Source organism: Leuconostoc rapi (genome assembly GCF_016908715.1).
GTDB classification, from domain to species: domain Bacteria; phylum Bacillota; class Bacilli; order Lactobacillales; family Lactobacillaceae; genus Leuconostoc; species Leuconostoc rapi.
Map to the genome: position 1 here is coordinate 1 of NZ_JAFBEK010000003.1, position 24,566 is coordinate 24,566.

Consider the following 24,566-nt stretch of genomic DNA (forward strand, 5'->3'; position numbering starts at 1 on the left):
CAGAAACAGAAACAGAAACAGAAACAGAAACAGAAACAGAAACAGAAACAGAAACAGAAACAGAAACAGAAACAGAAACAGAAACAGAAACAGAAACAGAACAACAGGTTTATGATAAGGGATTGGAAAAGTCACGTACAGGTTTTGCTGCACGTTTTAATCGCTTTTTAGCAAATTTCCGTTCAGTCGATGAAGACTTTTTTGAAGATTTGGAAGAAACTTTAGTTGGCGCTGATGTTGGCTTTGATATGGCAATCAAGATTTCTGATGAACTTCGTGAAGAAGTCAAGTTAGAAAATGCCAAACATAAAGAAGACGTTCGTGATGTGATCATCAAAAAAATGGTTGATATGTATGAGGCAGACGGCGTTGATGAAGATGCAACAATGCATTTTAACAGCAATGGCACCACGGTTATTCTACTAGTTGGTGTTAATGGCGTGGGAAAAACGACAACAATCGGAAAGTTATCCACAAAGTATCAGCAACAGGGCAAGTCTGTTTTACTTGCTGCTGCCGATACATTTCGAGCTGGTGCAACCAAGCAATTACAAGAATGGGGTCAAAGAGCTGGCGTACCTGTAGTTTCAGGTAAAGAAAAAGCTGACCCAGCTTCCGTTGTCTTTGAGGCGGTGGCTAAGGCACGTGATGAACATGTTGATGTATTATTTGTTGACACAGCGGGGCGTTTACAAAACAACGTGAATCTCATGCAGGAATTAGAAAAAATGAAACGCATTATTCAGCGTGAAATACCTGGTGCACCACACGAAGTGTTACTAGTTCTTGATGCAACAACTGGTCAAAATGCTTTACAGCAAGCAAAACTATTTAAAGACTCATCTGATGTTACCGGCATTGTATTGACAAAAATGGATGGTACTGCAAAAGGTGGGATTGTTTTTGCCATCAGAAATGAGATGCATTTACCAGTTAAATGGGTTGGATTTGGTGAAAAAGCCAGTGATTTGCGTGAATTTAAACCTGAAGAATTTATTTATGGCCTATTTAAGGATCTGATTGCATGAATTTTGAAGAAAAAAATCGTATTAATGGTTTATTTGGTTTTTATGGTGAATTGTTGACACCCAAACAACAGGATTATTTGCGTTCTTATTTTGAAGATGATTATTCAATCGTTGAAATTGCAGAGGCTGAAACTGTCAGTCGCCAAGCAGTGTCAGACAACATTCGACGTGGTATTGACCAGCTTGTAAAGTACGAAAGTATCTTACATCTGCAGGCTAATTTTGAAGCGCGCTCGACAATTGAGGTGGCAGTACAAGAATACATTGCAATGTATTATAATAAAGATGTACAGTTAAAAGAACTTGTGTCCCAATTATTGGCGCACGAAATAGAAGATTAAAATACTATTCTAAAAGGGGAAACGTGTTCGACGCCAACGATATAATACTGGTGATCTGGGCACTTAAATACTATGGCATTTGAAAACTTAACCCAACGTCTCTCTAAGGCAATGAAGAATTTAACTGGTCGTGGTCGTGTCAGTGAAGAAGATTTGCGGGCAACGATGCGAGAAATACGTTTAGCATTACTGGAAGCCGATGTTAACTATGATACAGTTAAAAAGTTTGTTGCAAATGTGCGAGAAAAGGCAAGCGGCGCAGATATTCTAGAAGGGTTAAATCCAGCACAACAAATTGTTAAGATCGTTAACGATGAGTTAACAGCAACAATGGGTGAAGAAGCTGTCCCTCTTAATAAGTCACCAAAAATTCCAACAATTATTATGATGGCGGGTTTGCAAGGTGCTGGTAAAACAACGACTGTTGCAAAATTAGCTTACAAACTAAAAAAAGAATCACAAGCGCGACCACTTTTAATAGCTGCCGATGTCTACCGTCCCGCAGCTATTGATCAGTTGGAAATTTTAGGTCGTGATTTAGATATACCGGTATTTCAGCTTGGTACGGATGTTAATCCGCGCGACATTGTACGTCAAGGTTTGGCACAAGCAGCTGAGAATAAAAATGATTACGTGTTTATTGATACAGCTGGACGTTTACAAATCGATGACGTATTAATGCAAGAGTTAAAGGATGTTGCAGAGATTGCACAACCAGATGAAATTCTGCTGACGGTTGATGCCATGACAGGACAAAATGCTGCTGAAACAGCAAAAGGATTTTCTGCATCACTTGATTTAACAGGCGTTGTATTGACCAAATTAGATGGCGATACGCGTGGTGGCGCTGCACTCTCAATTCGTGATGTGACTGGGAAACCAATTAAATTCGTTGGTCAAGGCGAGAAACCAACAGATTTAGATGTTTTTTATCCAGATCGCATGGCGTCACGAATTTTGGGTATGGGGGACGTCTTAACCCTAATTGAAAAGGCGCAACGTGATTTCGATGAGGAAGCACAAGCAAAACAACTTGAAAAAATGCGTGAAAATACGTTTGATTTCAATGACTTTGTTGCGCAACTCAAGCAAGTACAAAGTATGGGGCCAATGGAAGATTTGTTGAAAATGATTCCAGGGATGGCTAATAATCCTGCTTTGGCTAACGTTAATATTGATGCCAAACAATTTGCTCATTTAGAAGCAATTGTCAGTTCTATGACACCAGCCGAACGTGAAAATCCGGATTTAATCAACCCATCGCGGCGACGTCGGTTGGCAGCTGGTGCGGGACGTCCAACTGTTGAAGTTAATCGTATGATTAAGCAGTTTGACCAGATGCGGAAAATGATGAATCAAGCAACGAATGGTAATTTTGGTGGTATTGATAAAATGATGGGTGGCGCTGGTATGGATATGTCATCTATGATGGGTGGCGCCGGTGGTGGCATGCCTACTGGTAACTTTGGTCAAAAAGTTCAAAATTTTGCCATTAAACAAGCTGCACGACGCTTACAAAAGGCTAAGAAGAAGCGTGGTAAAAAGTAATGCAACGATTAGAACGTGTACTGCCGACCTTTGTATTTGTTGTGATGTTAGGTGCCAATTTACTTAACGCACCTAATCTATCAGTACCAGTAGTTTTAATTGCTATCATTATGGCAGCGGTGCCAGGGCTTGTTGTTTTTGGCCTTATTAGATTTTTGATGTGGTGGTTGTTACGTTAACTAGCTAGACTAACCATAAGTTTTTAATTCATAGAGGAGAGATATGTCAATTAAACTGATTGCTTCGGATCTGGATGCCACTTTTCTAAAAAAAGATAAATCCTTCAATGAACCATTATTTCAAGAAGTATTGGATAAATTACATGCACAAGGCGGTCAATTCATTGTGGCTACTGGTAATCACGTTCAAAAAGTACGCGAATACTTTAAAAATTTTGAAGGTCAATATCAATTGATCGCTAACAACGGGGCTGAAGTTGTTTTAGATGGTGAATTAAAGCATGTTTGGTCAGTACCAACAGATGTACCAGCCGTGGTGGATCAGTTAGTTGATAAGTACGTTGATAACGTTGAACTCGGTTTGTCTTTTGTTGCAGCTGATAGGGCATTCATGATTGTTAAAAAGTATAATGCAGCACATCTTGACTTTGCTAAAACTTATTTTCAAAATCTAACCCTAATTGATTCAGTTTCTGAAATTAATGAACCTATTTTGAAGATATCTTTGGTATTACCACAGTTAGAATATGATTTCATGCGTGACGTAAAAACGTTGCTAGGCAATAAAGTTCATGTGACAACATCAGGTTATGGCGCAGTTGATATTGTTAACCCTAATGTTAATAAAGCAAATGCGCTCACTTATATTGCAGAAACACTAGACATTGCACCAGATGATATTATGGCCTTTGGCGATGGTCTCAATGATATGGAAATGCTTGAGTATGTTGGCCATCCAGTTGCTATGACAAATTCTGATGATGCTTTATTGCAACACGATTTTGCAATTAGTGTTGCTGATAATGATAATGATGGTGTTTTACGCACAATTCTTGAAACAATATAACACGCAATCAGCGTGTTTTTTTGTTACCTTAATTTCCGCATGCTTGCGGCAATTAAGGTAATGGAAATGTAAGCGCTTTCTTGATAAACTATAGTTAATATAAGGAGGAATTTAAAATGACGCAAAGTTTACCAAAAGATTTCCTTTGGGGGGGAGCTGTTGCTGCACATCAACTTGAAGGTGCTTGGCAAGCAGGAGGTAAGGGTATCAGTGTTGCAGATGTGATGACTGCTGGTGGGCCGAATAAAGCACGTGGCATCACAGACGGTGTCATACCAGGTGAGTACTATCCTAATCATGAAGCGATTGATTTTTATCATCACTACAAAGAAGACATTAGTTTATTCAAGGAAATGGGCTTTAAGTGTTTTCGAACATCAATTGCTTGGACGCGAATATATCCGACGGGAGATGAAACAGAACCCAATGAAGCAGGTCTAAAGTTTTATGATGATTTGTTTGATGAATTACTCAAAAATGATATTGAGCCCGTTGTAACGCTTTCTCATTTTGAATTACCATATCACTTGGTAACGAAATATGGTGGATTTCGCAATCGTGCATTAATTGATTTATTTGTAAAATTTGCAACAACGTGTTTACAACGTTATCAAGGCAAAGTTAAATACTGGATGACGTTTAACGAAATCAACAATCAAGCAAATTATGAAAATGATTTCTCTGTGTTCACTAATTCTGGATTACATTTTGAGCCAGGTGAAAACCGTGAAGAGGGGATGTATCAAGCAGCTCATAATGAATTAGTGGCCAGCGCACGCGTAGTTAAAATTGGACACGATATTAATCCAGATCTAAAAATAGGCTGTATGATTGCTATGGGACCAGTTTATCCAGCAACAATGGCCCCAGATGATGTATTAGCAGCTCAAAAAGCAATGGAAAAAAATTACTTCTTTGCTGATGTACATGTTAATGGTTTTTACCCGTCATTTTTAACAAAGTATTGGGCACGTAAAGGTTTTGAAATTAATGTGACGGTACAAGATAAACAAGATTTGCATGATGGCACAGTCGATTATATCGGATTTAGTTATTATATGTCGCATGCAATTCAAAAAGATGATGTGCGTTCGTTTGACGATTTGACCATGCAAAATAGCCTCGTTCGGAATACTTATTTAGAAGCAAGTGATTGGGGATGGCAGATTGACCCTAAGGGCTTGCGTTACGCGTTAAATTGGTTTACTGATAAATATCATCTACCTTTGTTTATTGTTGAAAACGGTTTTGGCGCATATGACAAGGTCGAACCTGACGGATCGATACATGATGATTATCGGATTGACTATTTGAGAGAGCATATACGTCAAATGAAATTAGCGGTCACAGAAGATGGGGTTGATTTGATCGGGTACACACCATGGGGCTGCATTGATTTAGTGTCGGCGGGCACTGGTGAAATGGATAAGCGTTATGGCTTCATATATGTGGATAAAAATAACAAAAATGAAGGGTCTTTAGCCAGATCTAAAAAAGATTCGTTTGAGTGGTTCAAAACAGTGATTGCGACAAACGGTGAGCAGTTAAATTAGAAAGGAATATATCATGAAAAAAGCATTGATTATTTGTGCAGCGGGTATGTCATCATCTATGATGGCTAAAAAAACAACAGATTACTTCAAAGCACAAAATAAGGCTATCGAATTAGATGCCATTACAGCTACTGAAGGTGAAGATGCCATTCGTGGTGGGCAATTTGACTTATATTTAATTAGTCCTCAAACAACGATGTATCTGGATAATTTCACAAAAATTGGTGAAGAGGTTGGCAAGCCAGTTGTGTCAATTCCATTTGATGCCTACATTCCGATTCCAATGGGGATTGAAAAAATGGCCAAATTAGTTGAAACAAATGTTTGAACTAATCGTGTAACTGATAATGAGGTGAGATGATGTTACAAAAAGAGCGGGATTTGTTGCTTTATTTACTAGATAATCAAGACCGTTTTGTTACTAGCGAGGAACTGGCTGAAACACTCTCATTCTCATCAAGAACTATTCGAAGTTATGTTAAAAAATTAAAAGAAAAACTGATTGCAAACGGCGCTCAGTTCGAATCCAAACCAAGCTTTGGCTATCGTTTACACATTGATCACCCGGTGATGTTTGATTTATTTTTAAATGAAAATTATGAATTATCACAGTGGGCAATTAGTACCATCAATAAAACAGATACGATTGATCGTCAAAAATATATATTGAATAAATTAGTTATTGAGAACCAAACATTTTTAATTGATGATTTGGCAGAAAGACTATTTGTCACACGGTCTACTTTATCCAAAGACCTTACATTAATTCGAAAAATACTGGTGCCCTACAGATTAGTAATTGATAGCAAGCCAAACAGAGGCATATTTATTACTGGTTTAGAGCGTGATCGGCGACATTTTATTCTAGATTATTTCTTTAATCATAGTGGCAATACGCTTCAACATTACATGGCAAACAAGTCATTTTTTAAAACAATTAGTTTTGATCAGATTACAATTATTGTTCTGGATGAGTGCCGTGAAGCTGGTATTGACTTAACTGACTTTACGATACAAAATATCGTATTGTATATCGCTTTAAGTGTTCAGAGGATGGCTGGTGGTTTTGAATTACAACCGATTATTCTTGATGACACTGCTGAAACAAAAAGTGTTCATGCAGTTGCTCAAAATATTATTGATCGTGTTGAAACCAGTTCAGAGCTCAATGTACCAGAAAATGAAGTAGCCTACCTAACAATTCAGTTGTTAGCTAAAGGAAAAAATAATAATGTGCCAAGTGATGCGAAAATTTGGCATGATTTAGACGATATTTTGCAAAAAATTGAATGGGAAACAGGTTATCCAGTGTCTCAGGACTATGAGTTACGAAAGAATCTTGTTGCACATCTGAAACCGATGATTGTGAGGCTTGAACAAGGTTTACAATTAAAAAACCCATTATTGCAAGAAATAAAAATGAATTATGCCCCGTATTTTACTGCTGTTAAACATTACCTTAGCTTTTCTGAACAACTCTCGCATTTTGATATTAATGATGACGAAATTGCTTACTTAACACTACATTTTATGGCAGCGATTGAAAAATATAAGGATTTTAATAAACCAAAAGCATTAATTATTTGTGCTACGGGTTTTGGATCAGCGCAACTACTTAATAATCGAATTGCAAAAGAGTTTGGTAAATTTATTCATATTGTTGGTATCAAAGGGTATTACGAAATTGACGACAGTGTACTCCAAGGCGTTGATTTTATTATAAGTGCCATAGATTTATCAACACAGGTGTTTAAAGTACCGATTGTTCAAGTGAGTATTTTTTTAACAACTGTAGATATGCAAAAATTACATCACTTTTTGGATCAACTCGAGGTCAATGCTAGCGTCGGTTATAAAAATTCATCAATAAATGAGCCGTCAAACGAACCATTAGATTATTTTGACCAATTTACAAATAAAACACGTTTTAAAATCTGGCAAAAACCAACAACGCGTTTGGAGGTTTTAGATCAATTAACGCGTATGATTATGACGCATGAACTGCCAGAATTCAAAGAAGATTTTTTAGATCAAATTAACCAACGTGAACAGTTGAGTGCAGTCACATTTAGTGATGTGATTGCCGTCCCACATCCATTGAGACCTATTAGTCAAGTGCCTAAAATTGCTATTGGCGTGATACCAAATGGGCTGAAATGGTCAGACGACTATCCCAATATTAAATTGGTGTTCCTATTATCACCGTCGTATTGGAATAATCAAGGATTGACTGAAACAACCCAAACAATTGTACGTTTGACAGAAAATATCGTATCACAAGAGCAGTTAATTTCAGCAGCTGACTTTAAAACATTTCGGCAACAATTTATGCTGATGATGAAAGGGGGTAAAAATTGATGAATTCTGAAGAAATTCAAGTCATAGCCTTTGAAATTATTTTGCACAGTGGCAACTCACGGACGAATATACACGAATCTTTTGATGCGATGCGTCATAAAAATTTTGAATTAGCTGATCAAAAATTAAAACAATCAAACGATGAATTATTATTAGCACACAAGTCACAAACAAAGTTATTACAAAGCTATGCCGCGGGCACGAAAATTGATATGGAAATTATCTTAGTACATGCGCAAGATCATCTGATGACAACTATGGCATTACGTGAAATGGCTGTCGAGATGGAAAACCTTTATAAGGAGGTAAAAGAAATTGAAGACAACTTTGAAGTCGGAAAGGATAACATTAAAGTCTAAAGAACGTCTCTTAGAAGCCAGTATTGAAAAAAATCGTCAGGATATGAGTCTTAAAAGTATGCAATTCAATCGTTTTATATTGATTCGCTATGCAACGGCTTTCTTTTTCTTTGTTAATTTGTACTGGGCTTTAATCATGAGACACACTTGGGTGGTGGCATTACCATTATTATTAATTGCAATCACGTCACTGGCAATTATCGAACAAATAAAATTATTTGGTCAACACAGTAATCAATTACGTTATTCGAAAATTTATTTCAGAAGCCAGATGGTTGCTAATGCCGTTTTAATTGTCAGTACAATGACACCGCTGTTTTCGTCATTATTCCAATTTGTTAATAATACGTGGCAAAACAGGGTGATTGTTTTATTCTTATTGTTACTTGGTATTTTGTTACTATTGGTAGTTAACAAGCGTCTGAACTTAATTTCAGTGGATCAAGATAAATACTATGCACGCTTAATAGCCTACCAGAACTCACTTACAAGCAAGGAGATGAAATAGTTATGGAAAATGGGCGTTTGTTTAACTTCTTACAAAAGGTGCTGCTAAAACCGATGACGAAAATTGCGCAATACCGTATTGTGCGTGCCATTATGGCAGCAGGAATGGCTTCCATTCCGTTTACCATTGTAGGATCAATGATATTAGTATTGAATATTTTACCAACAGTTTTCCCTTTTTTAACCGGATTTTTTAATGCCACATTCTTTAAATTTAGTGACCTCTATATGATTGCTAACACAGCAACCATGGGGATTTTGGCGATGTACTTCAGTTTAGCGATTGGCTTTGAATTAACGCGAATCATCCAGACTGAGGATAAACTAAAAGTTGCGCCACTCAATGGTGCTTTCCTGTCGCTGTTTGCTTTCTTTATGTGTTTACCTGAGTTAGTTTTAAAGGGTGGCAAAATTGTGCTACTTAACACCATCACACCAGATGTAAAAGTTATTAACGGTTTTAGAATGACAAGCACGATTGATCGTATTGGAACTAGTGGTATCTTTACTGCGATTATTATGGCTGTTCTTGCCGTGTGGTTATATGCCTTCTGTGTCAAGCATAATTGGACAATTAAAATGCCTGAGGCCGTACCCGAAGGTGTTTCAAGGTCATTTACCGCATTAATTCCGACATTTGTTATCGCTGTTGTGGTGTTAGCTATTAACGGTGGTTTAGTGTTAGTCGGCACCGATATCTTTAAAATGATTGCCATTCCATTTAGTTTCGTTACGCATATGACGAGCACTTGGTTGGGTATCATGGTGATTGAATTCTTGATTCATGCCTTATGGATCGTTGGCATTCATGGTGCAAATATTATTTCTGCTTTTATTACACCAATTTTCTTAGCAAATATGGTGTCAAACTCACATGGTGCGAATATACCATTTGCTGGTGAGTTTAACAATTCTTTCGCTATTTTAGGCGGTTCAGGAGCAACATTGGGATTGTGTATATTTATCGCTTTACTTGCGCGTTCTGAACAATTAAAAGTGTTAGGTCGAGCGGCTATTGTGCCTTCTTTCTTTAACATTAATGAACCCTTAATCTTTGGTTTGCCTATTGTTTATAATCCTTATCTTGCCATTCCATTCTTTATGGCACCTATGGTGACTGCTTCAGTTGCTTACGCGGCGATCAATTTTCACTTTATTCGTCCAATCGTCATTCAAGCACCATGGCCATCACCAGTGGGTATCGGCGCATTTATCAGTACGGTTGACTGGAAGGCAGCTGTATTAGCGGTGATCTGTGTGATTATTGCCTTCCTAATCTATTTACCATTTATTAAAATCTATGACACGAAGTTGTATAATGACGAACAAGGACGTAGTCAGGCATAAAAAAATGGGTCATGGCGTGTTAATGTATTCTCTGCTACAATGATTTCAAGGAGAGACGACATATGTTTAAAAAAGATGGTCATACCCATACACGTTTTTCACATCATGGTTCTAATGAACGTTTAGATGATTATATTGAACAAGCAATTGCATTAGGATTCACAGAGTATGTAGTAACAGAGCATGCACCATTACCGGCAGATTTCTTGGCGAATTTTACCGGACCTGCTGCGGCACAAAGTGGTTCGGCGATGTTATCAACAGAATTAGTAGATTATCAAAAAGAAGTGGCGCGCGTTCAGAAAAAATATGCGGATCAAATTCATATTAAAAGTGGATTTGAAGTAGACTATTTACAAGCTTACGAACCAGTCATACGGCAGTTTCTAATGGCACAGGCGGATTGGCTAGATGAAATTGTTTTATCAGTTCATTTTTTACCCAATCATGATCATTTAGTGGCACCAATTGATTTTGACCCAGAAACTTTGGCTGCCTATTTTCCAGAAATCAAGCACGCCCCACAAGCTGTTTTTGAAAATTACCTAACAACGATTAAAAAAAGTTTGGATTTTGCGGCGACACTGCCTAATCAGTTTGTCATTCGAATTGGACATGTCACTTTAATTCGGAAGTATCAAAAATATTTTGATTTGCCACCATTTGATGCTAGCAATCAGGTGCGAATAGATCATTTATTGTTACAAATCAAAAATGATCATTTTCAATTAGATTTAAATACTGCTGGTTTGCGAAAACCGTATAATGGCGAAACTTATCCGACCACGGATATAATAAAAAAAGCACGTGATCTTGAAATTGAAATGGTTTACGGATCAGATGCCCATGAAGCTAGCGCTGTTGGGCAAGATTATCATGTTGTTGACTCATTTTTGAAAAAATTAAAATAAGTATTGACATATAATATTATGGGTGTATGATTAGTTTAATCTAATAAAAGCTACTGAAGTCGGAAGAGTAATTGAAGTAACGTTGTACAGGAAGTGCCTAAGCTAACGCATTGAGATGGGCGCCTACGTTTTGAATGAAACACACCGATGAGTGAAGTGATAAAAAATCATTTCGGAAACTCCCGATACCGAGTACACCTGTGTTAGCAGGTGAATGAGTAGATAGACGTAAGTTTATCTAAAATCAAGGTGGGAACACGCGAAAACGTCCTTGCAAACTATGATATATAGTTTGCAAGGACGTTTTTTATTAGAAAAAAATTTAAATTAGGAGTCGTTAATGAGTGATAAAATTTTAGCAGCTGGTTCACATGATGAATTTGGCGCGTCATTAGTACAAAAGCAACAAATATGTCATGTGATTAGTACGACATTGAATTCAAAAAAATTTACGGCAATCAATACACCATTAATCGAAAGAGAAAGTGTGTTTGAACAATATCAACATGATAATGTATTTCATTTGCGCGACCAAGTGGGTGAAAACCTCGTGTTGAGACCTGATCTTACGCTGCCGATAGCACGATTCTTATCTTCTAAGGCACAACAAGAACAAACGCATCAATTTTATTATATTGGGGATGTATTTCGCCGGACTAATTATTTGTCCGGCGAATACAACCAGGAAACACAAGCTGGTATTGAATTGATTGGGGATGCCAGCTTTGATGCAGAAATGAAAGCATTAGATATTATGCTAGATTTTGCCCAACAGTTTGGTATTGCAGATGTTCAAGTTGTCATTAGTGATACGAGACTAATTGATCGCGTGTTGACGACACTGAGTATTTCTAAAACACAACAAGCTGCACTTAAGCAAGCCATTGAGCATAAAAATATGACGGCATTTGAGAAAATTCAACGCACTATTAAGGATTTCCCAGAAAATCTGAAACGCTGGCCTTTAGCCTTTGGCGAGGATGGTGAAACAGTGATGTGGCAATTACAAGATCTGCCTGAAGTTAATGATATTGTTGATCGGTGGTTACAACTTGCTACATTCATTCATGAGCGTTATCCCGATGTAGCAGTTACGGTTGATCTTGCGGCGTCATCCCCACAACCCTATTACACTGGTACGATCATCCGCGGTTTTGTCCCTAGTTTGGGACGTTACCTGTTCAGTGGTGGTCGATATGATCGGCTATTAGAAAGTTTCCAAAATAAACGACTACCTGCTGTGGGCATGGGTTTAAATATTGATACAATCATGACAGACTGGCGGCGTGAAGCAGTCGACCATAAGCCAGTTGAACCAATCGTTGTTGTTTTGGCTAAGGGACGTGTTGAACAAGACACGCGACCGTTATTAAAATCTGCTGGTATCGACACAACGCCATTAGATAACCCAGAACGAAAATTAATATTTGATAGTCCAGATGGTATCTACAGATTTATCTTAGTTAAACCCGGAGATGTTGTGAAATATCTTGATCGTGGTATTGGTGATATTGGTATTGTTGGATCTGACACAATCGCTGAACAAATTCAAAATCATTTTGATGTACTTGATTTAAAAACAGGACAGGCAGAACTTGTTCTTGCCGCACCTAAAAATTTTAAAATAGATGGTGTGCAGCGTAAGCGTATCGCAACAAAGTATCCCAAAGTAACAGGACAATATTTCGCTCAACGGGGTGAAGATGTCGAACTTGTTAAGTTATCTGGATCAGTAGAGTTAGGACCATTAACCGGGTTATCAGATGCGATTATTGATATTACACAAACAGGCAACACATTACGAGAAAATAATCTTGTCGTTTATGATACTGTTGGTCGTGTGTCGACCCATTTACTTGTACGTCAAGGTGCATTGCTTCAATTTCAATCAGAATTAAAGCAAGTCATCGATAACTTGATCACACGATTGAGTTAGAAAAAATAAGGAGATTATCATGCAAATCATTAAAAATGAATCGATCAATCAAATTAAGGCACGTATACGCCAGCAAACGTCAAAAACAATCGACCCACAGGTTGAAAATCGTGTTACTGATATTATTGCAACTGTACGTGAAAAGGGCGATGCAGCGCTAAAAGCATATGCCAAATCTTTTGATGGTGTGTCACTTGATGTATTAAAGGTGAGTGCCTCACAAATTAACCAGGCCATAAAAGCCGTCGATCCTGCAGTGATTAAGGCATTGGAGAAGGCAGCAGCCAATATCCGATCGTTTCACCAATTGGAGTTACAAAAATCCTTTGAAGATTCTCCGCGTCCTGGCGTAGTAAGAGGGACCAAAGTGACACCGTTATCAGCAGTCGGTATCTATGTTCCGGGTGGCACGGCGGCGTACCCGTCATCGGTTTTAATGAATACTTTGCCAGCCAAAATAGCTGGGGTTAAAAATATTATTATGGTGACACCGCCACAAAAAGATGGCTTAAATCAAGCGGTGCTAGCAGCAGCCAAAATAGCTGGTATTGATAGTATTTATCAAGTGGGCGGCGCACAAGCCATTGCGGCACTTGCATATGGTACGGAGTCCATACCAAAAGTAGATAAAATTACAGGTCCAGGCAATGTCTATGTTGCCACTGCCAAGCGTGCAGTTTATGGGCAAGTTGCGATTGATATGATTGCAGGACCATCAGAAATTGGTATTTTGGCTGATGATACGGCTCGGCCCCAAGATATTGCGGCTGACTTGTTGTCGCAAGCGGAGCATGACGTCAATGCGCGAGCAATTTTGATTACAAATTCGGAAAAATTAGCGCAAGCTGTATCTAAAGAAGTAGACAAACAACTGCTAACATTGCCACGAATTGATATCGCGCGAGCTGCAGTTGATAGTAATGGTTTTATTTATCTCGTTGATACGGTTGATGACATGATTGATTTGATGAATGTCGTTGCACCAGAGCATTTGGAAATTCAGTTGGAAAATGCTTATGATTACTTGGCAAAAATACAAAACGCCGGCTCTGTGTTCTTGGGAAAATATGCATCTGAGCCCTTAGGAGATTATCTGGCCGGACCAAATCATATTTTGCCAACTGGTGGCACAGCAAGATTTAGTTCAGCCTTGGGTGTATGGGATTTTCAAAAACGTATCCAATATTTGAATTATTCACAAGATGCGTTACGTGATGATGCCAGCGATGTGGCTTCACTAGCCCGTGAAGAGGGGTTGGAAGGTCACGCACGTGCCATCGAAGTGCGTCAATCATAATAATATCTGTACCATATCAGAAAGGAATTTAATTGACAATGTCAAGAACAGCAACCATTATACGGAATACATTTGAAACACAAATCGCGTTAACTTTAAATATTGATGAACAAACACCTATTTCAGTTGATACGGGTATTGGTTACATTGATCATATGCTCACTTTATTTGCTAAACACGGCCGATTTGGGCTGCAAGTCAAGGTTAGTGGTGACTTGAATGTTGATTCACACCACACAACAGAGGATATTGGCATTGCCTTAGGTGAGGCATTTACACAAGCATTAGGTGATAAATCTGGTATTGAACGTTATGGGGCACAATTTGTACCAATGGATGAGACATTGACGCGAACAGTTGTTGATTTATCTGGCCGTGCATACTTAGTGTTTGCAGCCGAATTAACAGCACCTGTGTTGGGTACCTTTGAGACAGAGGTTGTTGAGGACTTTTGGCAGGGGTTTGCAGATCAAGCACACGCTAATGTGCATATTGCTGTTTTGTACGGCCGTAATACACATCACAAAATCGAAAGTATTTTTAAAGCTATGGGGCGTACGATGCGTCAAGCTGTGACACGTAATCCTGATATTATTGGGGTTAATTCGACAAAAGGAGTGATTTAATGTCAAAAGAAAATCCGTTTATTGCAGTGATTGATTATGGCGCAGGCAATATTCGTAATGTCATGAAAGCCATCGACTATGTCGATATGCCAGCGAAATTGACTAAAGATCCTGCTGAAATTTTGGCTGCTGACGGTATTGTTATTCCCGGTGTGGGTGCCTACAGAGCAGCGATGGACAAAATTAATACGTATCAACTGCTTATACCTATTCAAAAAGCAGCAGCAAATGGGACACCAATCCTTGGTGTTTGTCTTGGCATGCAATTATTGTTTGACTCGTCAACAGAATTTGGTGAAACAAAAGGGCTGGGACTGATACCAGGTCAGGTTGTCACATTACCGCAAAAACAAGGCTTTAAAGTACCACAAATGGGATGGAATCAAAATAATGTTGCAATTGAAAATGCGCTTACCCGAGGCGTTAAAGATGAGTTTACGTACTTTGTGCATTCATATTATGTTAAAACGGATGTAAAATATATTGCGGCTAGTGTAGATTATGGTGTGCAGGTCCCAAGTATTGTTATCAAGAATAATATCATTGGTGCGCAATTTCATCCAGAAAAATCGGGTGAAGTAGGTTTGCGGGTTTGGCAAGCCTTTGCAGATATGGTTTCAGATAAGGCGGTGATCGCGTGATATTACCTGCAATTGATTTACTGGGCGGTCAGTCTGTACGCTTACTAAAAGGGGATTATAATGCCGGGACTGTCGTTAACTCTGATCCGATCAAGCAAGCAATACAAATCAATAATGCTGGACTAAATGCCCTACATGTTGTTGATTTGGACGGTGCGAAATCCGGCGTCGCCTCCAATTTTAAAACAATTCTTGATATACGCCAAGTATTTACTGGTTTCATTGAGGTTGGCGGTGGGATTAGAACATTGACGCAAATTGATCAGTATGTGAATGCTGGCATTAATCGTGTCATTTTGGGTTCTGTTGCTTTAAAAAATCCTAATTTAGTGCAACAAGCGATTGAAAAATATGGGAAGTTAATAGCAGTTGGCATTGATGGAAAATATGGTAAGGTGGCGACGGAAGGCTGGCTTGAACAATCAACTGTCAACTTTGAAACTCTGCTGACTGGCATGATAAAAGTCGGTGTTGAAAATTTTATTGTCACTGACATCTCACGTGATGGGACCCTTAGTGGACCAAATACGACGCTATTAGCTCAACTTCAGCATCAATTTAGCCATGTTAACATTATTGCGAGTGGTGGGATAGCAAAGATAGATGATCTAGAAGAGCTTAACCAAGCAGGTATACAAGATATCATTGTTGGCAAAGCTTTAGCGGCAGGAACAATATCATTAACACAGTTGGCTGAATTGGAGGGATAATATGGCATTAGCAAAACGCATTGTACCGGCACTTGATGTCAAAAATGGTCGTGTGGTAAAAGGCATTAATTTTCTTAATCTAAAAGATATTGGCGATCCAGTTGATGCAGCCATTGCCTATCAAAATGCTGGCGCAGATGAACTGGTTTTCCTGGATATATCAGCGACACTTGAAGGCCGTAGCACGATGATAGACATGATTGAACGTGTATCATCAGCTGTTTTCATTCCCTTAACAGCTGGCGGGGGCGTCACTGATTTAGCAAGTATGCGTGCGATTATTAAGGCAGGGGCAGATAAGGTATTTTTAAATTCAGCGGCGGTTGCAAACCCCGATCTTATTCGACAAGGCGCTGAATTATTTGGATCACAAGCGATTGTTGGTGCGATTGATTCAAAGTGGGATGATGTCGCAAATATGCATCGTGTTTATGTCTCAGGTGGTACCAAACCAACAGACCTGGAGACAATGGCGTGGGCGCAGCAGATGATACAATATGGCGCAGGTGAGTTACTTGTGACAAGTATGGATACTGATGGCACCAAACAAGGGTACGATGTCGCTTTGTACCAAGCACTTGATGACGTGATTGATGTGCCAATTGTTGCAAGCGGTGGTGCAGGAGATTTATCTGATTTTGTTGCAGTATTTAAATCAGGACGTGTCGATGCTGCGTTAGCTGCTTCTGTATTTCATTATGGGGAAATCGCCATTCCTGATTTAAAGCAGCGGTTACATCATGAAGGGATGGTTGTCAGATTATGACAGTGGAACAAAAACCAAATTTCAATAAGGCTTCTCAAAATCAGCTTGTGCCAGCTATTATAACAGATGCAACGACTGGTGCTATCTTGATGTTGGGTTATATGAATGAAGCAAGTTATGACTTAACCAAATCAACAGGAGAAACGTGGTTTTGGTCACGTGAACGTGAAACACTTTGGCATAAAGGTGAAACGAGTGGTCATACACAACGTGTTGTATCCATGACTTTGGATTGTGATTTGGACACATTGCTGATTCAAGTCATGCCTAACGGACAAGCTTGTCACACAGGGGCCTACTCTTGTTTTTTTAACAGTGTGTCTGGCGAAACCCTGACAAATAATAATCAAGCGTTGGTAACAAATCAGTGGACAACGGGTGATTTTCCAGAGGCGTAATGGGTAGTAAAGGAGATAGTATTATGGCACAACAAACGATTGAATCATTGTATGAACAAGCATTGGTTCGCAAAAACCAACCAGAAGAAAATTCATACACAAATTATCTTTATACAAAGGGATTAGACAAAATTCTCAAAAAAATTGGAGAAGAGTCAACGGAAGTTATTCTCGGCGCAAAGAATACAAATGATGAATTAATTTATGAAACGGCTGATTTATTATTTCATTTAATGGTATTATTAGTTGAAAAGGGTGTCTCACTTGATGACATTAAAAATGAACTTGGCAGTCGGGCAGGTCAAAAATCACGATTGCACGAGCGCAAGAATTGGAGAGTCGAAGAATGAAAGAATCAATTAAACATATGTCTGCTTATCAGGCAGAATTACCAGCTGAGACAGTTAAAGCAAAGTATGGGTTACAATATTTGGCTCGCTTGTCAGCCAATGAGTCTGTCTATGGGCCAACACCTAAAGTGGCACAGGCAATTAAAGCGACACCAGATGATATCTTAGGTTATTATCCAGATGGCCAGGCGACAGCGTTACGTGAAGCGGTTGCCAAGCACGATCAAGTAGCCCCTGAAAGTTTGGTTTTTGGTGTTGGTGCGGATGAATTGATTCAATTACTAACACGAACGGTATTAACCCCAGGATCAAATATTATTGTGCCAGATCCGACTTTTGGTGAATATGCGATGCACGCTCAAATTGAACAGGCTGATACAAAAAGAGTACCCGTTCAACCAACAACAGGACAACTTGATTTTGAAGCAATGCTAGCCGAAGTTGACGACAAAACGACTATGGTGTGGCTTGCTAATCCCAACAATCCAACAGGTGTGTTTGAGAAACGAGCAGATATTTTAACTTTTTTGGATAAGTTACCAAAATCAGTTGTACTGGTTGTTGATGAAGCTTATTATGACTTTGTATCTGAACCAGATGCTACGGTTGCCAGAGATGTTGAAAACTATGAGAATCTTGTCGTCTTACGTACGCTTTCTAAAGCATACGGTTTAGCTAATTTGCGCGTTGGATATGGTATTATTCAAGAGCCATTGTATGGTGTTATGCAGGCAGTACGTTTACCATATAACTTAAATACTTATCAAATTGTTGGTGGTACAGCCGCCATTGAAGATCAAGATTACCTAAACCAAGTTGTCCGCAAAGTAATTGAAGAAAGAACGGCGTTTCAAACGTTTTTATTTGAAAATCAATTTACTTTTTATGAGTCACAAACGAACTTTATCTGGATTAAAGTTGGCGATACAAAAAAATATGGTGCGCGTTTATTATCAGAAGGCTATCAGGTCAATGATCGTTTGAATGCCGAATGGATTCGAATTGCTTTAGGTACCCCAGAAGATAATCGTGGTATGCAACAAGTCCTGCTTGCGCTAAAAAAGTCTTAATTTAAAAACAACAAGTTGTGTGATAGTTGTTATTGAGTAGAAAGGTTCGAAAAATGTCATTTTATTGAGAGAATGATAATATTTTGCTGAATTTGAACTATCTTACTGCTTTTTTATATGGTAAAATGTATAGGTAAAAGACGTTTAAAGTTTTAATGTTCGTTTTTTGCTAAAAAATAAAATGTATGTCCACAGAGGGACACTCACGGATAGGCGCAAACAGGTCATTGCTGGTTGTTAATCACAAGACTTTCTCCGATAAACCTATCCCGTCTGAAAGCAGCTGGGGAATGTACTAGGAGAAAAATATGTCTGGTGTAATTGTTGTTGGCTCGCAGTGGGGTGATGAAGGTAAGGGAAAAATTGTTGATTTTTTTGCTGAAAACGCTGATGCAGTCGTTCGTTATCAAGGTGGAAATAATGCGGGGCATACAATCTGGCATGGTGAGACGAAATTTGAATTATCAGCCTTACCATCAGGTATTTTGACAAAAGGTCAGCTCGCAATCCTTGGTAATGGCGTGGTTGTCAACCCTGAAGCATTGTTAGCAGAAATTGCGGAAGTTGAATCAAAAGGTATTTCAATTGAAAATTTACGCATTTCAAATCGTGCACATGTGATTATGCCATATCATATTGAACTTGATAAGGCTGCTGAATCAGCCTCAAATAATCGGATTGGTACAACAAAAAAAGGCATTGGACCAGCATATACAGATAAAATTTCTCGTGTCGGTATTCGTGTAGCTGATCTCATTGATCCAGAGGTCTTTGCAAAACTACTCAAGACCTATCTGCCATTTAAAAACAAACAATTGACCAAGCTATACGGAGAAGCAGCTTTGGATTACGAAACAGTTTACAACACTTATGTTGAATATGGCCGTCAATTGGCACCCTATGTTACCGATACATCATACTTATTAGGTCAATTAATGGCCAATAAAAAGCGCGTCGTTTTTGAAGGCGCACAAGGCATTATGCTAGATGTGGATCATGGGACTTATCCCTATGTTACAAGCTCTAATCCGACTGCCGGCGGCGTCATGAACGGTGCTGGTGTTGGTCCTAAGCAAATACAAGATGTTGTTGGCGTTATCAAAGCCTATACGTCACGTGTTGGTGAAGGACCGTTTCCAACTGAGCTACACGATGATATTGCAGATCATATTCGTGAAGTTGGTCATGAATATGGTGTTGTGACCAAGCGGTCTCGTCGTATTGGTTGGCTTGATGCTGTTGCGTTACGACACGCTGTACAAGTTTCTGGATTGACTAAGCTGGCTATTAACTCCCTTGATGTCTTGTCTGGTCTTAAGGAACTAAAAATTGCAACGTCATATACTTATAAAGGTGAAGAAATTCATCATTTTCCCGCTTCAGACACCTGGTTTGAAGGGTTAGACGTGAATTGTGAAACACTTCCAGGATGGGATGAAGATATCACTCGTATCCAGTCATTTGATGCTTTGCCTGTTAATGCACAAAATTATTTAAAGCGTATATCAGAATTACTTGAGGTCGAATTACTAAGTTTTGCAGTTGGACCAAAGCCTGAGGAAACACATCTTTTGAGTGAAGTTTGGCAATAATTTTACTGGTCGGTTTCTACGTGGTAAAATAGTCACATGAAAATACGAAACTCCGATTTATTATTTGTTCACAGTCAGCATGATAGCCTAGATGATGCCATAGCTTCATCAACAGGTGAATACGTTCATGTGGCGATTGTTATTGACGCGAATACTGTCATTCATGCGACATCACATCTTGGTGTTGCAATACAGACTCTGAGTGAATTTTTAGAGGCTTTTGAACATGCGGATGTTTATCGGCCAACGATTAAAAATCTAGATGGCGTTGTTGCGCGCGCAAAACAGTTTGACAAGCGTCCTTATAATTTTTCGTTTTATCCAGATGATTTTGGATTTTACTGTTCTCAGTTAGTAGCAATAGCATTTGCAGATGTATTAATGATTGAAGAGCAACCGATGCAATTTGGTGATGGCAAGCAGGTAATTTCAGATTTTTGGCAAAATTACTACGCTAAACTAGGTGTTGCGGTACCTCTAAATAAGCCAGGAACCAATCCTAGCCAGTTAGCTAAGTTAGATGAATTTCAATTTATTGGCGTGTTATAAGTGATGCATCACTAATTATGATGAAAAAAATTGCCTGATAGTAAGTGTGCTTACTATCAGGCAATTTTTGTGTATTTCAAGGTACGTATGTTTTGACTATCAATCATCGTTTCCAGACAATTGACTATCTTGTTGTAAGGCAACTAATCGTTCTCTTAAGGCATCATCGTATGCAGTTAAATACAAACCATACTTGCCACGCTTGATTAGAACATTTAACACATTAGCGATAAAATCTTGATATTGTGCTGGCGTGAATTGTAGGTCTTTTCTTTTTTTGAAAATTTCTTTATGTGAATATTTTTCTGGCAAAATAGTCATACGATCTGTTTTAGCATCATAACCAAAAGATGGGCCAATAATCATACCAACATAATTCAAATCAAAACCTTGTAATGTATAAATTGTCCCTACTTGCGTGATAGAAGATTCTCGTTTTGCCCAATGTGTCCGTTGCGGATCCCATTCATCCCAAGGTAACGAAAAAGAATCCATTTCAACATTATGGCGACCGTCAATTCTTGGAAATCCAGATGTAGCTACGACACGGCTTAACCCAAACGCCTTATTTTTAGATTTTATTTTTTCATAGAGCGCACCTGCAGTTGAAAACACCTCAAATTCAAAATTACTATCTTTTGGAAATGGTGTGATTGGTTTTTGGGCCGTGAGTTTGTCTAACCAATCAATCTGCGATTCACTAGCAATCATACGATATTGAAAATCCATATTAAATTGCTGATGTGGATGGTCACCTATTGTATTTAATAATAGGTCTTGCGACCAGTACATTTTGGATTGAAAAACCTGGTTAAAATCATAAACGACGACAACAATTTTAGCTAAATTCATTAAATCAGTGAGTTGATTTTCCCCACGATAATGGGCATATGGTTCTGATTTTGAATATAATAAGTGGGCCTCATCAACAAAAATAACATCGTATTGACGGTGGTTTTTCTGTGCATCATTGATGAGCGCAGTTGGTCTGCGAATATCACGCGGATTAAGTCCAGAAAAATCTTTTGCCATATCTTGATAGGCTTTATAAAGTTCGGGATGATTGACTACTAAGGCAGTTTTATAGTGCGAGTCTGTCATATATTGTTTGACTAGTTGCATGAGCACAACCGATTTACCAGTACCGGCAGCGCCTTGAATAATCGCAACGGCATGCTGCTTTCTTAGAATACTGTCATGAATATAAGTGTTTAACTGAGTGATAACATGTTGTTGATCATCAGATAGTTGATCAACCAAAAATTGTGCTTCTAAAATTTTGTTCATTATAGATTACCTCATTAATAAATATTATACTATAATACGTCGTACTTCAAAATAAAACTGGGTGGCATGTGCTTGGCTTCATACCAAACGCATGCCACCCAGTGGCGTTTTTAAAATGTGTACTTTTTAAGCTTTGACATATTCATTTTCGGAAATCACAATGTCATTTGTGGCATCATCAATATCTGCAAATAATTGTGTACTCTCTGGATTTTCTAAATAATAATCTGCTAGGTGATCTGCAATTTTATCTTGTAATACACGACGAAGAGGTCGTGCACCAAGTGTTGGATTATAACCCAACTCTGCAAGCTTAGCTTTAGCGGCATCGCTGACGCGCACACTTAAATTATTATCAGCTAAGTTAGCATTCATATCAGCTAACATGAGATCAACAATTGATAATAAATGTGTTTTTGATAATTGTTGGAATTCAATAATGTCGTCAAAACGGTTCAAAAATTCAGGTCGGAAGTAACTTTCTAAGCGCTGTAATAGACGACTTTGAGAATCAATTTGATTAAATCCCATTGGTGTGTTGCCTGTGTCTGTTGAACCAGCGTTTGATGTCATAATAATAACAGTATCTTTGAAGCTGACAACATGTCCTTGTGCATCTGTTAGGCGGCCATCATCCAAGATCTGCAAAAACATATTCATAACATCGGGATGCGCTTTCTCTGCCTCATCAATCAAAATCAATGAGTAGGGGTGACGACGAACCTGTTCAGTTAATTGACCAGCTTCTTCATAACCAACATATCCAGCAGGGGCACCAATCATTTTCGAAACAGCATGCTTTTCCATATATTCTGACATGTCAAAACGGATTAAAGCTTCTTTACTGCCAAACATTTCGTTGGCAAGCTGCTTAGCTAATTCTGTTTTACCGACACCAGTTGGTCCAACAAAGAGAAATGAGCCAATTGGACGACCAGATTTCGTTAACCCAATACGGTTTCGGCGAATCGCTTTAGCAACAGTTTGAACAGCTAATTCTTGTCCGATAACATGATCTGATAAATGGCTGTCAAGCTCTTGCAATTGATTTGCCTCATTATCCTTTAAGTCACCGACTGGAATATCAGTTTTATCTTCGATAATTTTTAAGATGTCTTTTTCTGTAATGGTTTGAGGCTTAAACATTTCAGGATGCGCCTCGACTTGTACTTTTTGGGATTCAAGTTGATTCGTCTGGTCTCGCCAATAGCTGGCTTTTTCGAAATCTTCCTTATCAATAGCTTCTTGTTTTAGTTTATCAGCAGTGTCTATTTTAGATTGGATTGCCTTAGGATCTGTAATTGTCATCGTTAGGTTTTTCCGTGAACCGGCTTCGTCAATCAAATCAATTGCTTTATCCGGTAAAAAACGTTCGGGGATGTAGCGGTCAGATAAGTCAACTGCTGCTGCAATCGCATCATCTGTAAAACGAACATGATGATAAGTTTCATAGCGTTGTTGAATACCTTTTAAAATTGTAACCGTGGCGTCTTTAGACGGCTCTTCAACTTGAACTGGTTGGAAACGTCGGGCGATGGCGCCGTCTTTTTCAATTTTACGGTATTCATTCAATGTTGTCGCACCAATTAACTGGAACTCACCTCTAGCAAGGGCAGGTTTTAAAATATTACCAGCATCCATACCGCCTTCAGCATTACCGGCGCCCATAATTTCGTGTACTTCGTCGATAAACAAAATGATATCATCATTATCGGCAACTTCCTTCATTAATTGGCGCATACGTGCCTCAAACTGACCACGCATAGCAGTACCCTGCACCATAGCAGACATATCTAAACGGATGACTTCCTTGGAGCGTAGTTTTTCAGGCGCTTTGTTGGCAACAATTGCTTGCGCAAGTCCTTCGACAACCGCTGTTTTACCGACACCAGGTTCACCAATTAAAACTGGATTATTTTTGGTACGACGGTTGAGAATTTCAATTGTACGTGCAACCTCTGAGTCACGACCAATAACAGGGTCAAGTTTGCCTTCACGTGCTTGTTGCGTTAAGTTAATACCGTATTCTTCTAATAATGTTGGCCGTTTCTTATTTTTATCTTTTTTATTCTGTTGTTGTGGACCAAGATTAGCCTGGCCGTTATCTTGCGCGGATTGCATTTGATCGTTCATAGCGCGCATCATTTCGTCAAAATTAATGTTACTAAATCCAAATGGGTCTTGTGATGCCATAGTATCAAGTCGTGCAAGATAATACCACTAAAAGTAAAATCACTTTCAGTTACCTTACACCTTTCCTTTCTATTTAATATGCCTTAAGTATAACACCATAAGATTAAATTGCAATTAAAATTAGCACTCGTTTGCATTGAGTGCTAAAATAAATGTTGTATAATAGATATGAG

At 38.6% G+C, this 24,566-nt stretch carries 25 protein-coding genes; 23 read left to right on the top strand and 2 right to left on the bottom strand.

Annotation, left to right across the window (positions count from 1 at the left end):
- From ftsY to JOD28_RS03925, 23 genes are all read left to right on the top strand, one after another.
- The coding region (gene ftsY / locus JOD28_RS03815; RefSeq protein WP_204769565.1) for a signal recognition particle-docking protein FtsY at nt 1-1,028 on the top strand (1,028 nt) is incomplete at its 5' end.
- On the top strand, nt 1,025-1,369 hold the full coding sequence (gene ylxM / locus JOD28_RS03820) for a YlxM family DNA-binding protein (RefSeq protein WP_204769566.1): 345 nt from the start codon (nt 1,025-1,027) through the stop codon (nt 1,367-1,369). The genes ftsY and ylxM, both read left to right, overlap by 4 nt.
- A 72-nt stretch (nt 1,370-1,441) precedes the next feature.
- Nucleotides 1,442-2,917, top strand: a complete 1,476-nt coding sequence (gene ffh, locus JOD28_RS03825) for a signal recognition particle protein (protein ID WP_204769567.1) — start codon at nt 1,442-1,444, stop codon at nt 2,915-2,917.
- On the top strand, nt 2,917-3,096 hold the full coding sequence (locus JOD28_RS03830) for a hypothetical protein (RefSeq protein WP_204769568.1): 180 nt from the start codon (nt 2,917-2,919) through the stop codon (nt 3,094-3,096). The genes ffh and JOD28_RS03830 overlap by 1 nt, the downstream gene beginning before the upstream one ends.
- Nucleotides 3,097-3,139: 43 nt before the next feature.
- The gene (locus JOD28_RS03835) at nt 3,140-3,943 is read left to right on the top strand and encodes a Cof-type HAD-IIB family hydrolase (RefSeq protein ID WP_204769569.1); all 804 of its coding nucleotides are present in this window, start codon (nt 3,140-3,142) and stop codon (nt 3,941-3,943) included.
- A 116-nt stretch (nt 3,944-4,059) separates the two neighbouring features.
- On the top strand, nt 4,060-5,496 hold the full coding sequence (locus JOD28_RS03840; RefSeq protein WP_204769570.1) for a 6-phospho-beta-glucosidase: 1,437 nt from the start codon (nt 4,060-4,062) through the stop codon (nt 5,494-5,496).
- Between the two features lie 13 nt (nt 5,497-5,509).
- Nucleotides 5,510-5,824, top strand: a complete 315-nt coding sequence (locus JOD28_RS03845) for a PTS cellobiose transporter subunit IIB (RefSeq protein WP_204769571.1) — start codon at nt 5,510-5,512, stop codon at nt 5,822-5,824.
- Between the two features lie 29 nt (nt 5,825-5,853).
- On the top strand, nt 5,854-7,854 hold the full coding sequence (locus tag JOD28_RS03850) for a BglG family transcription antiterminator (protein WP_239531073.1): 2,001 nt from the start codon (nt 5,854-5,856) through the stop codon (nt 7,852-7,854).
- Nucleotides 7,854-8,213: a PTS cellobiose transporter subunit IIA gene (locus JOD28_RS03855; RefSeq protein ID WP_204769572.1), complete on the top strand. Its 360-nt coding sequence runs from the start codon at nt 7,854-7,856 to the stop codon at nt 8,211-8,213. Before JOD28_RS03850 ends, JOD28_RS03855 begins: the two co-directional genes overlap by 1 nt.
- Complete coding sequence (locus tag JOD28_RS03860) at nt 8,170-8,721, top strand: sugar transporter (protein ID WP_239531075.1); 552 nt, start codon at nt 8,170-8,172, stop codon at nt 8,719-8,721. The genes JOD28_RS03855 and JOD28_RS03860 overlap by 44 nt, the downstream gene beginning before the upstream one ends.
- 17 nt (nt 8,722-8,738) lie before the next feature.
- Nucleotides 8,739-10,067, top strand: coding sequence for a PTS cellobiose transporter subunit IIC (gene celB, locus JOD28_RS03865; RefSeq protein WP_204769764.1), 1,329 nt, complete (start codon nt 8,739-8,741; stop codon nt 10,065-10,067).
- A gap of 62 nt (nt 10,068-10,129) precedes the next feature.
- Nucleotides 10,130-10,978, top strand: coding sequence for a histidinol-phosphatase HisJ (gene hisJ / locus JOD28_RS03870; protein ID WP_204769573.1), 849 nt, complete (start codon nt 10,130-10,132; stop codon nt 10,976-10,978).
- 340 nt (nt 10,979-11,318) lie between these two features.
- Nucleotides 11,319-12,914 (top strand): ATP phosphoribosyltransferase, encoded by a 1,596-nt coding sequence (gene hisG / locus JOD28_RS03875; RefSeq protein ID WP_204769574.1) that lies wholly within the window; start codon nt 11,319-11,321, stop codon nt 12,912-12,914.
- 19 nt (nt 12,915-12,933) lie between these two features.
- Nucleotides 12,934-14,211, top strand: a complete 1,278-nt coding sequence (hisD, locus tag JOD28_RS03880; protein ID WP_204769575.1) for a histidinol dehydrogenase — start codon at nt 12,934-12,936, stop codon at nt 14,209-14,211.
- Nucleotides 14,212-14,249: 38 nt separating this feature from the next.
- Nucleotides 14,250-14,837 (top strand): imidazoleglycerol-phosphate dehydratase HisB, encoded by a 588-nt coding sequence (gene hisB / locus JOD28_RS03885; RefSeq protein WP_204769576.1) that lies wholly within the window; start codon nt 14,250-14,252, stop codon nt 14,835-14,837.
- Nucleotides 14,837-15,478, top strand: coding sequence for an imidazole glycerol phosphate synthase subunit HisH (hisH, locus tag JOD28_RS03890; RefSeq protein ID WP_204769577.1), 642 nt, complete (start codon nt 14,837-14,839; stop codon nt 15,476-15,478). The genes hisB and hisH overlap by 1 nt, the downstream gene beginning before the upstream one ends.
- On the top strand, nt 15,475-16,188 hold the full coding sequence (gene hisA, locus JOD28_RS03895) for a 1-(5-phosphoribosyl)-5-[(5-phosphoribosylamino)methylideneamino]imidazole-4-carboxamide isomerase (RefSeq protein ID WP_204769578.1): 714 nt from the start codon (nt 15,475-15,477) through the stop codon (nt 16,186-16,188). Before hisH ends, hisA begins: the two co-directional genes overlap by 4 nt.
- 1 nt (nt 16,189) lies before the next feature.
- The gene (hisF, locus tag JOD28_RS03900; RefSeq protein WP_204769579.1) at nt 16,190-16,954 is read left to right on the top strand and encodes an imidazole glycerol phosphate synthase subunit HisF; all 765 of its coding nucleotides are present in this window, start codon (nt 16,190-16,192) and stop codon (nt 16,952-16,954) included.
- Entirely contained in the window at nt 16,951-17,352 is a 402-nt protein-coding gene (gene hisI / locus JOD28_RS03905) for a phosphoribosyl-AMP cyclohydrolase (protein ID WP_204769580.1), read from the top strand. The genes hisF and hisI overlap by 4 nt, the downstream gene beginning before the upstream one ends.
- A gap of 23 nt (nt 17,353-17,375) precedes the next feature.
- Nucleotides 17,376-17,702 carry a phosphoribosyl-ATP diphosphatase gene (hisE, locus tag JOD28_RS03910; protein WP_204769581.1) on the top strand — a complete coding sequence of 109 codons (327 nt, stop codon included), beginning with the start codon at nt 17,376-17,378 and terminating at the stop codon, nt 17,700-17,702.
- Nucleotides 17,699-18,772: a histidinol-phosphate transaminase gene (hisC, locus tag JOD28_RS03915; protein ID WP_204769582.1), complete on the top strand. Its 1,074-nt coding sequence runs from the start codon at nt 17,699-17,701 to the stop codon at nt 18,770-18,772. The genes hisE and hisC overlap by 4 nt, the downstream gene beginning before the upstream one ends.
- Nucleotides 18,773-19,080: 308 nt before the next feature.
- Nucleotides 19,081-20,364 carry an adenylosuccinate synthase gene (locus tag JOD28_RS03920; protein ID WP_204769583.1) on the top strand — a complete coding sequence of 428 codons (1,284 nt, stop codon included), beginning with the start codon at nt 19,081-19,083 and terminating at the stop codon, nt 20,362-20,364.
- Nucleotides 20,365-20,400: 36 nt separating this feature from the next.
- Nucleotides 20,401-20,913 carry a YiiX/YebB-like N1pC/P60 family cysteine hydrolase gene (locus JOD28_RS03925; protein ID WP_204769584.1) on the top strand — a complete coding sequence of 171 codons (513 nt, stop codon included), beginning with the start codon at nt 20,401-20,403 and terminating at the stop codon, nt 20,911-20,913.
- A gap of 99 nt (nt 20,914-21,012) precedes the next feature.
- On the opposite strand, the gene JOD28_RS03930 is transcribed toward JOD28_RS03925, so the two are convergent.
- Nucleotides 21,013-22,200, bottom strand: coding sequence for a DUF2075 domain-containing protein (locus JOD28_RS03930; protein ID WP_204769585.1), 1,188 nt, complete (start codon nt 22,198-22,200; stop codon nt 21,013-21,015).
- Between the two features lie 126 nt (nt 22,201-22,326).
- A complete protein-coding gene (locus JOD28_RS03935; protein ID WP_204769586.1) occupies nt 22,327-24,393 on the bottom strand; it encodes an ATP-dependent Clp protease ATP-binding subunit in 2,067 nt (688 codons plus the stop codon).
- Between the last annotated feature and the right edge of the window lie 173 nt (nt 24,394-24,566).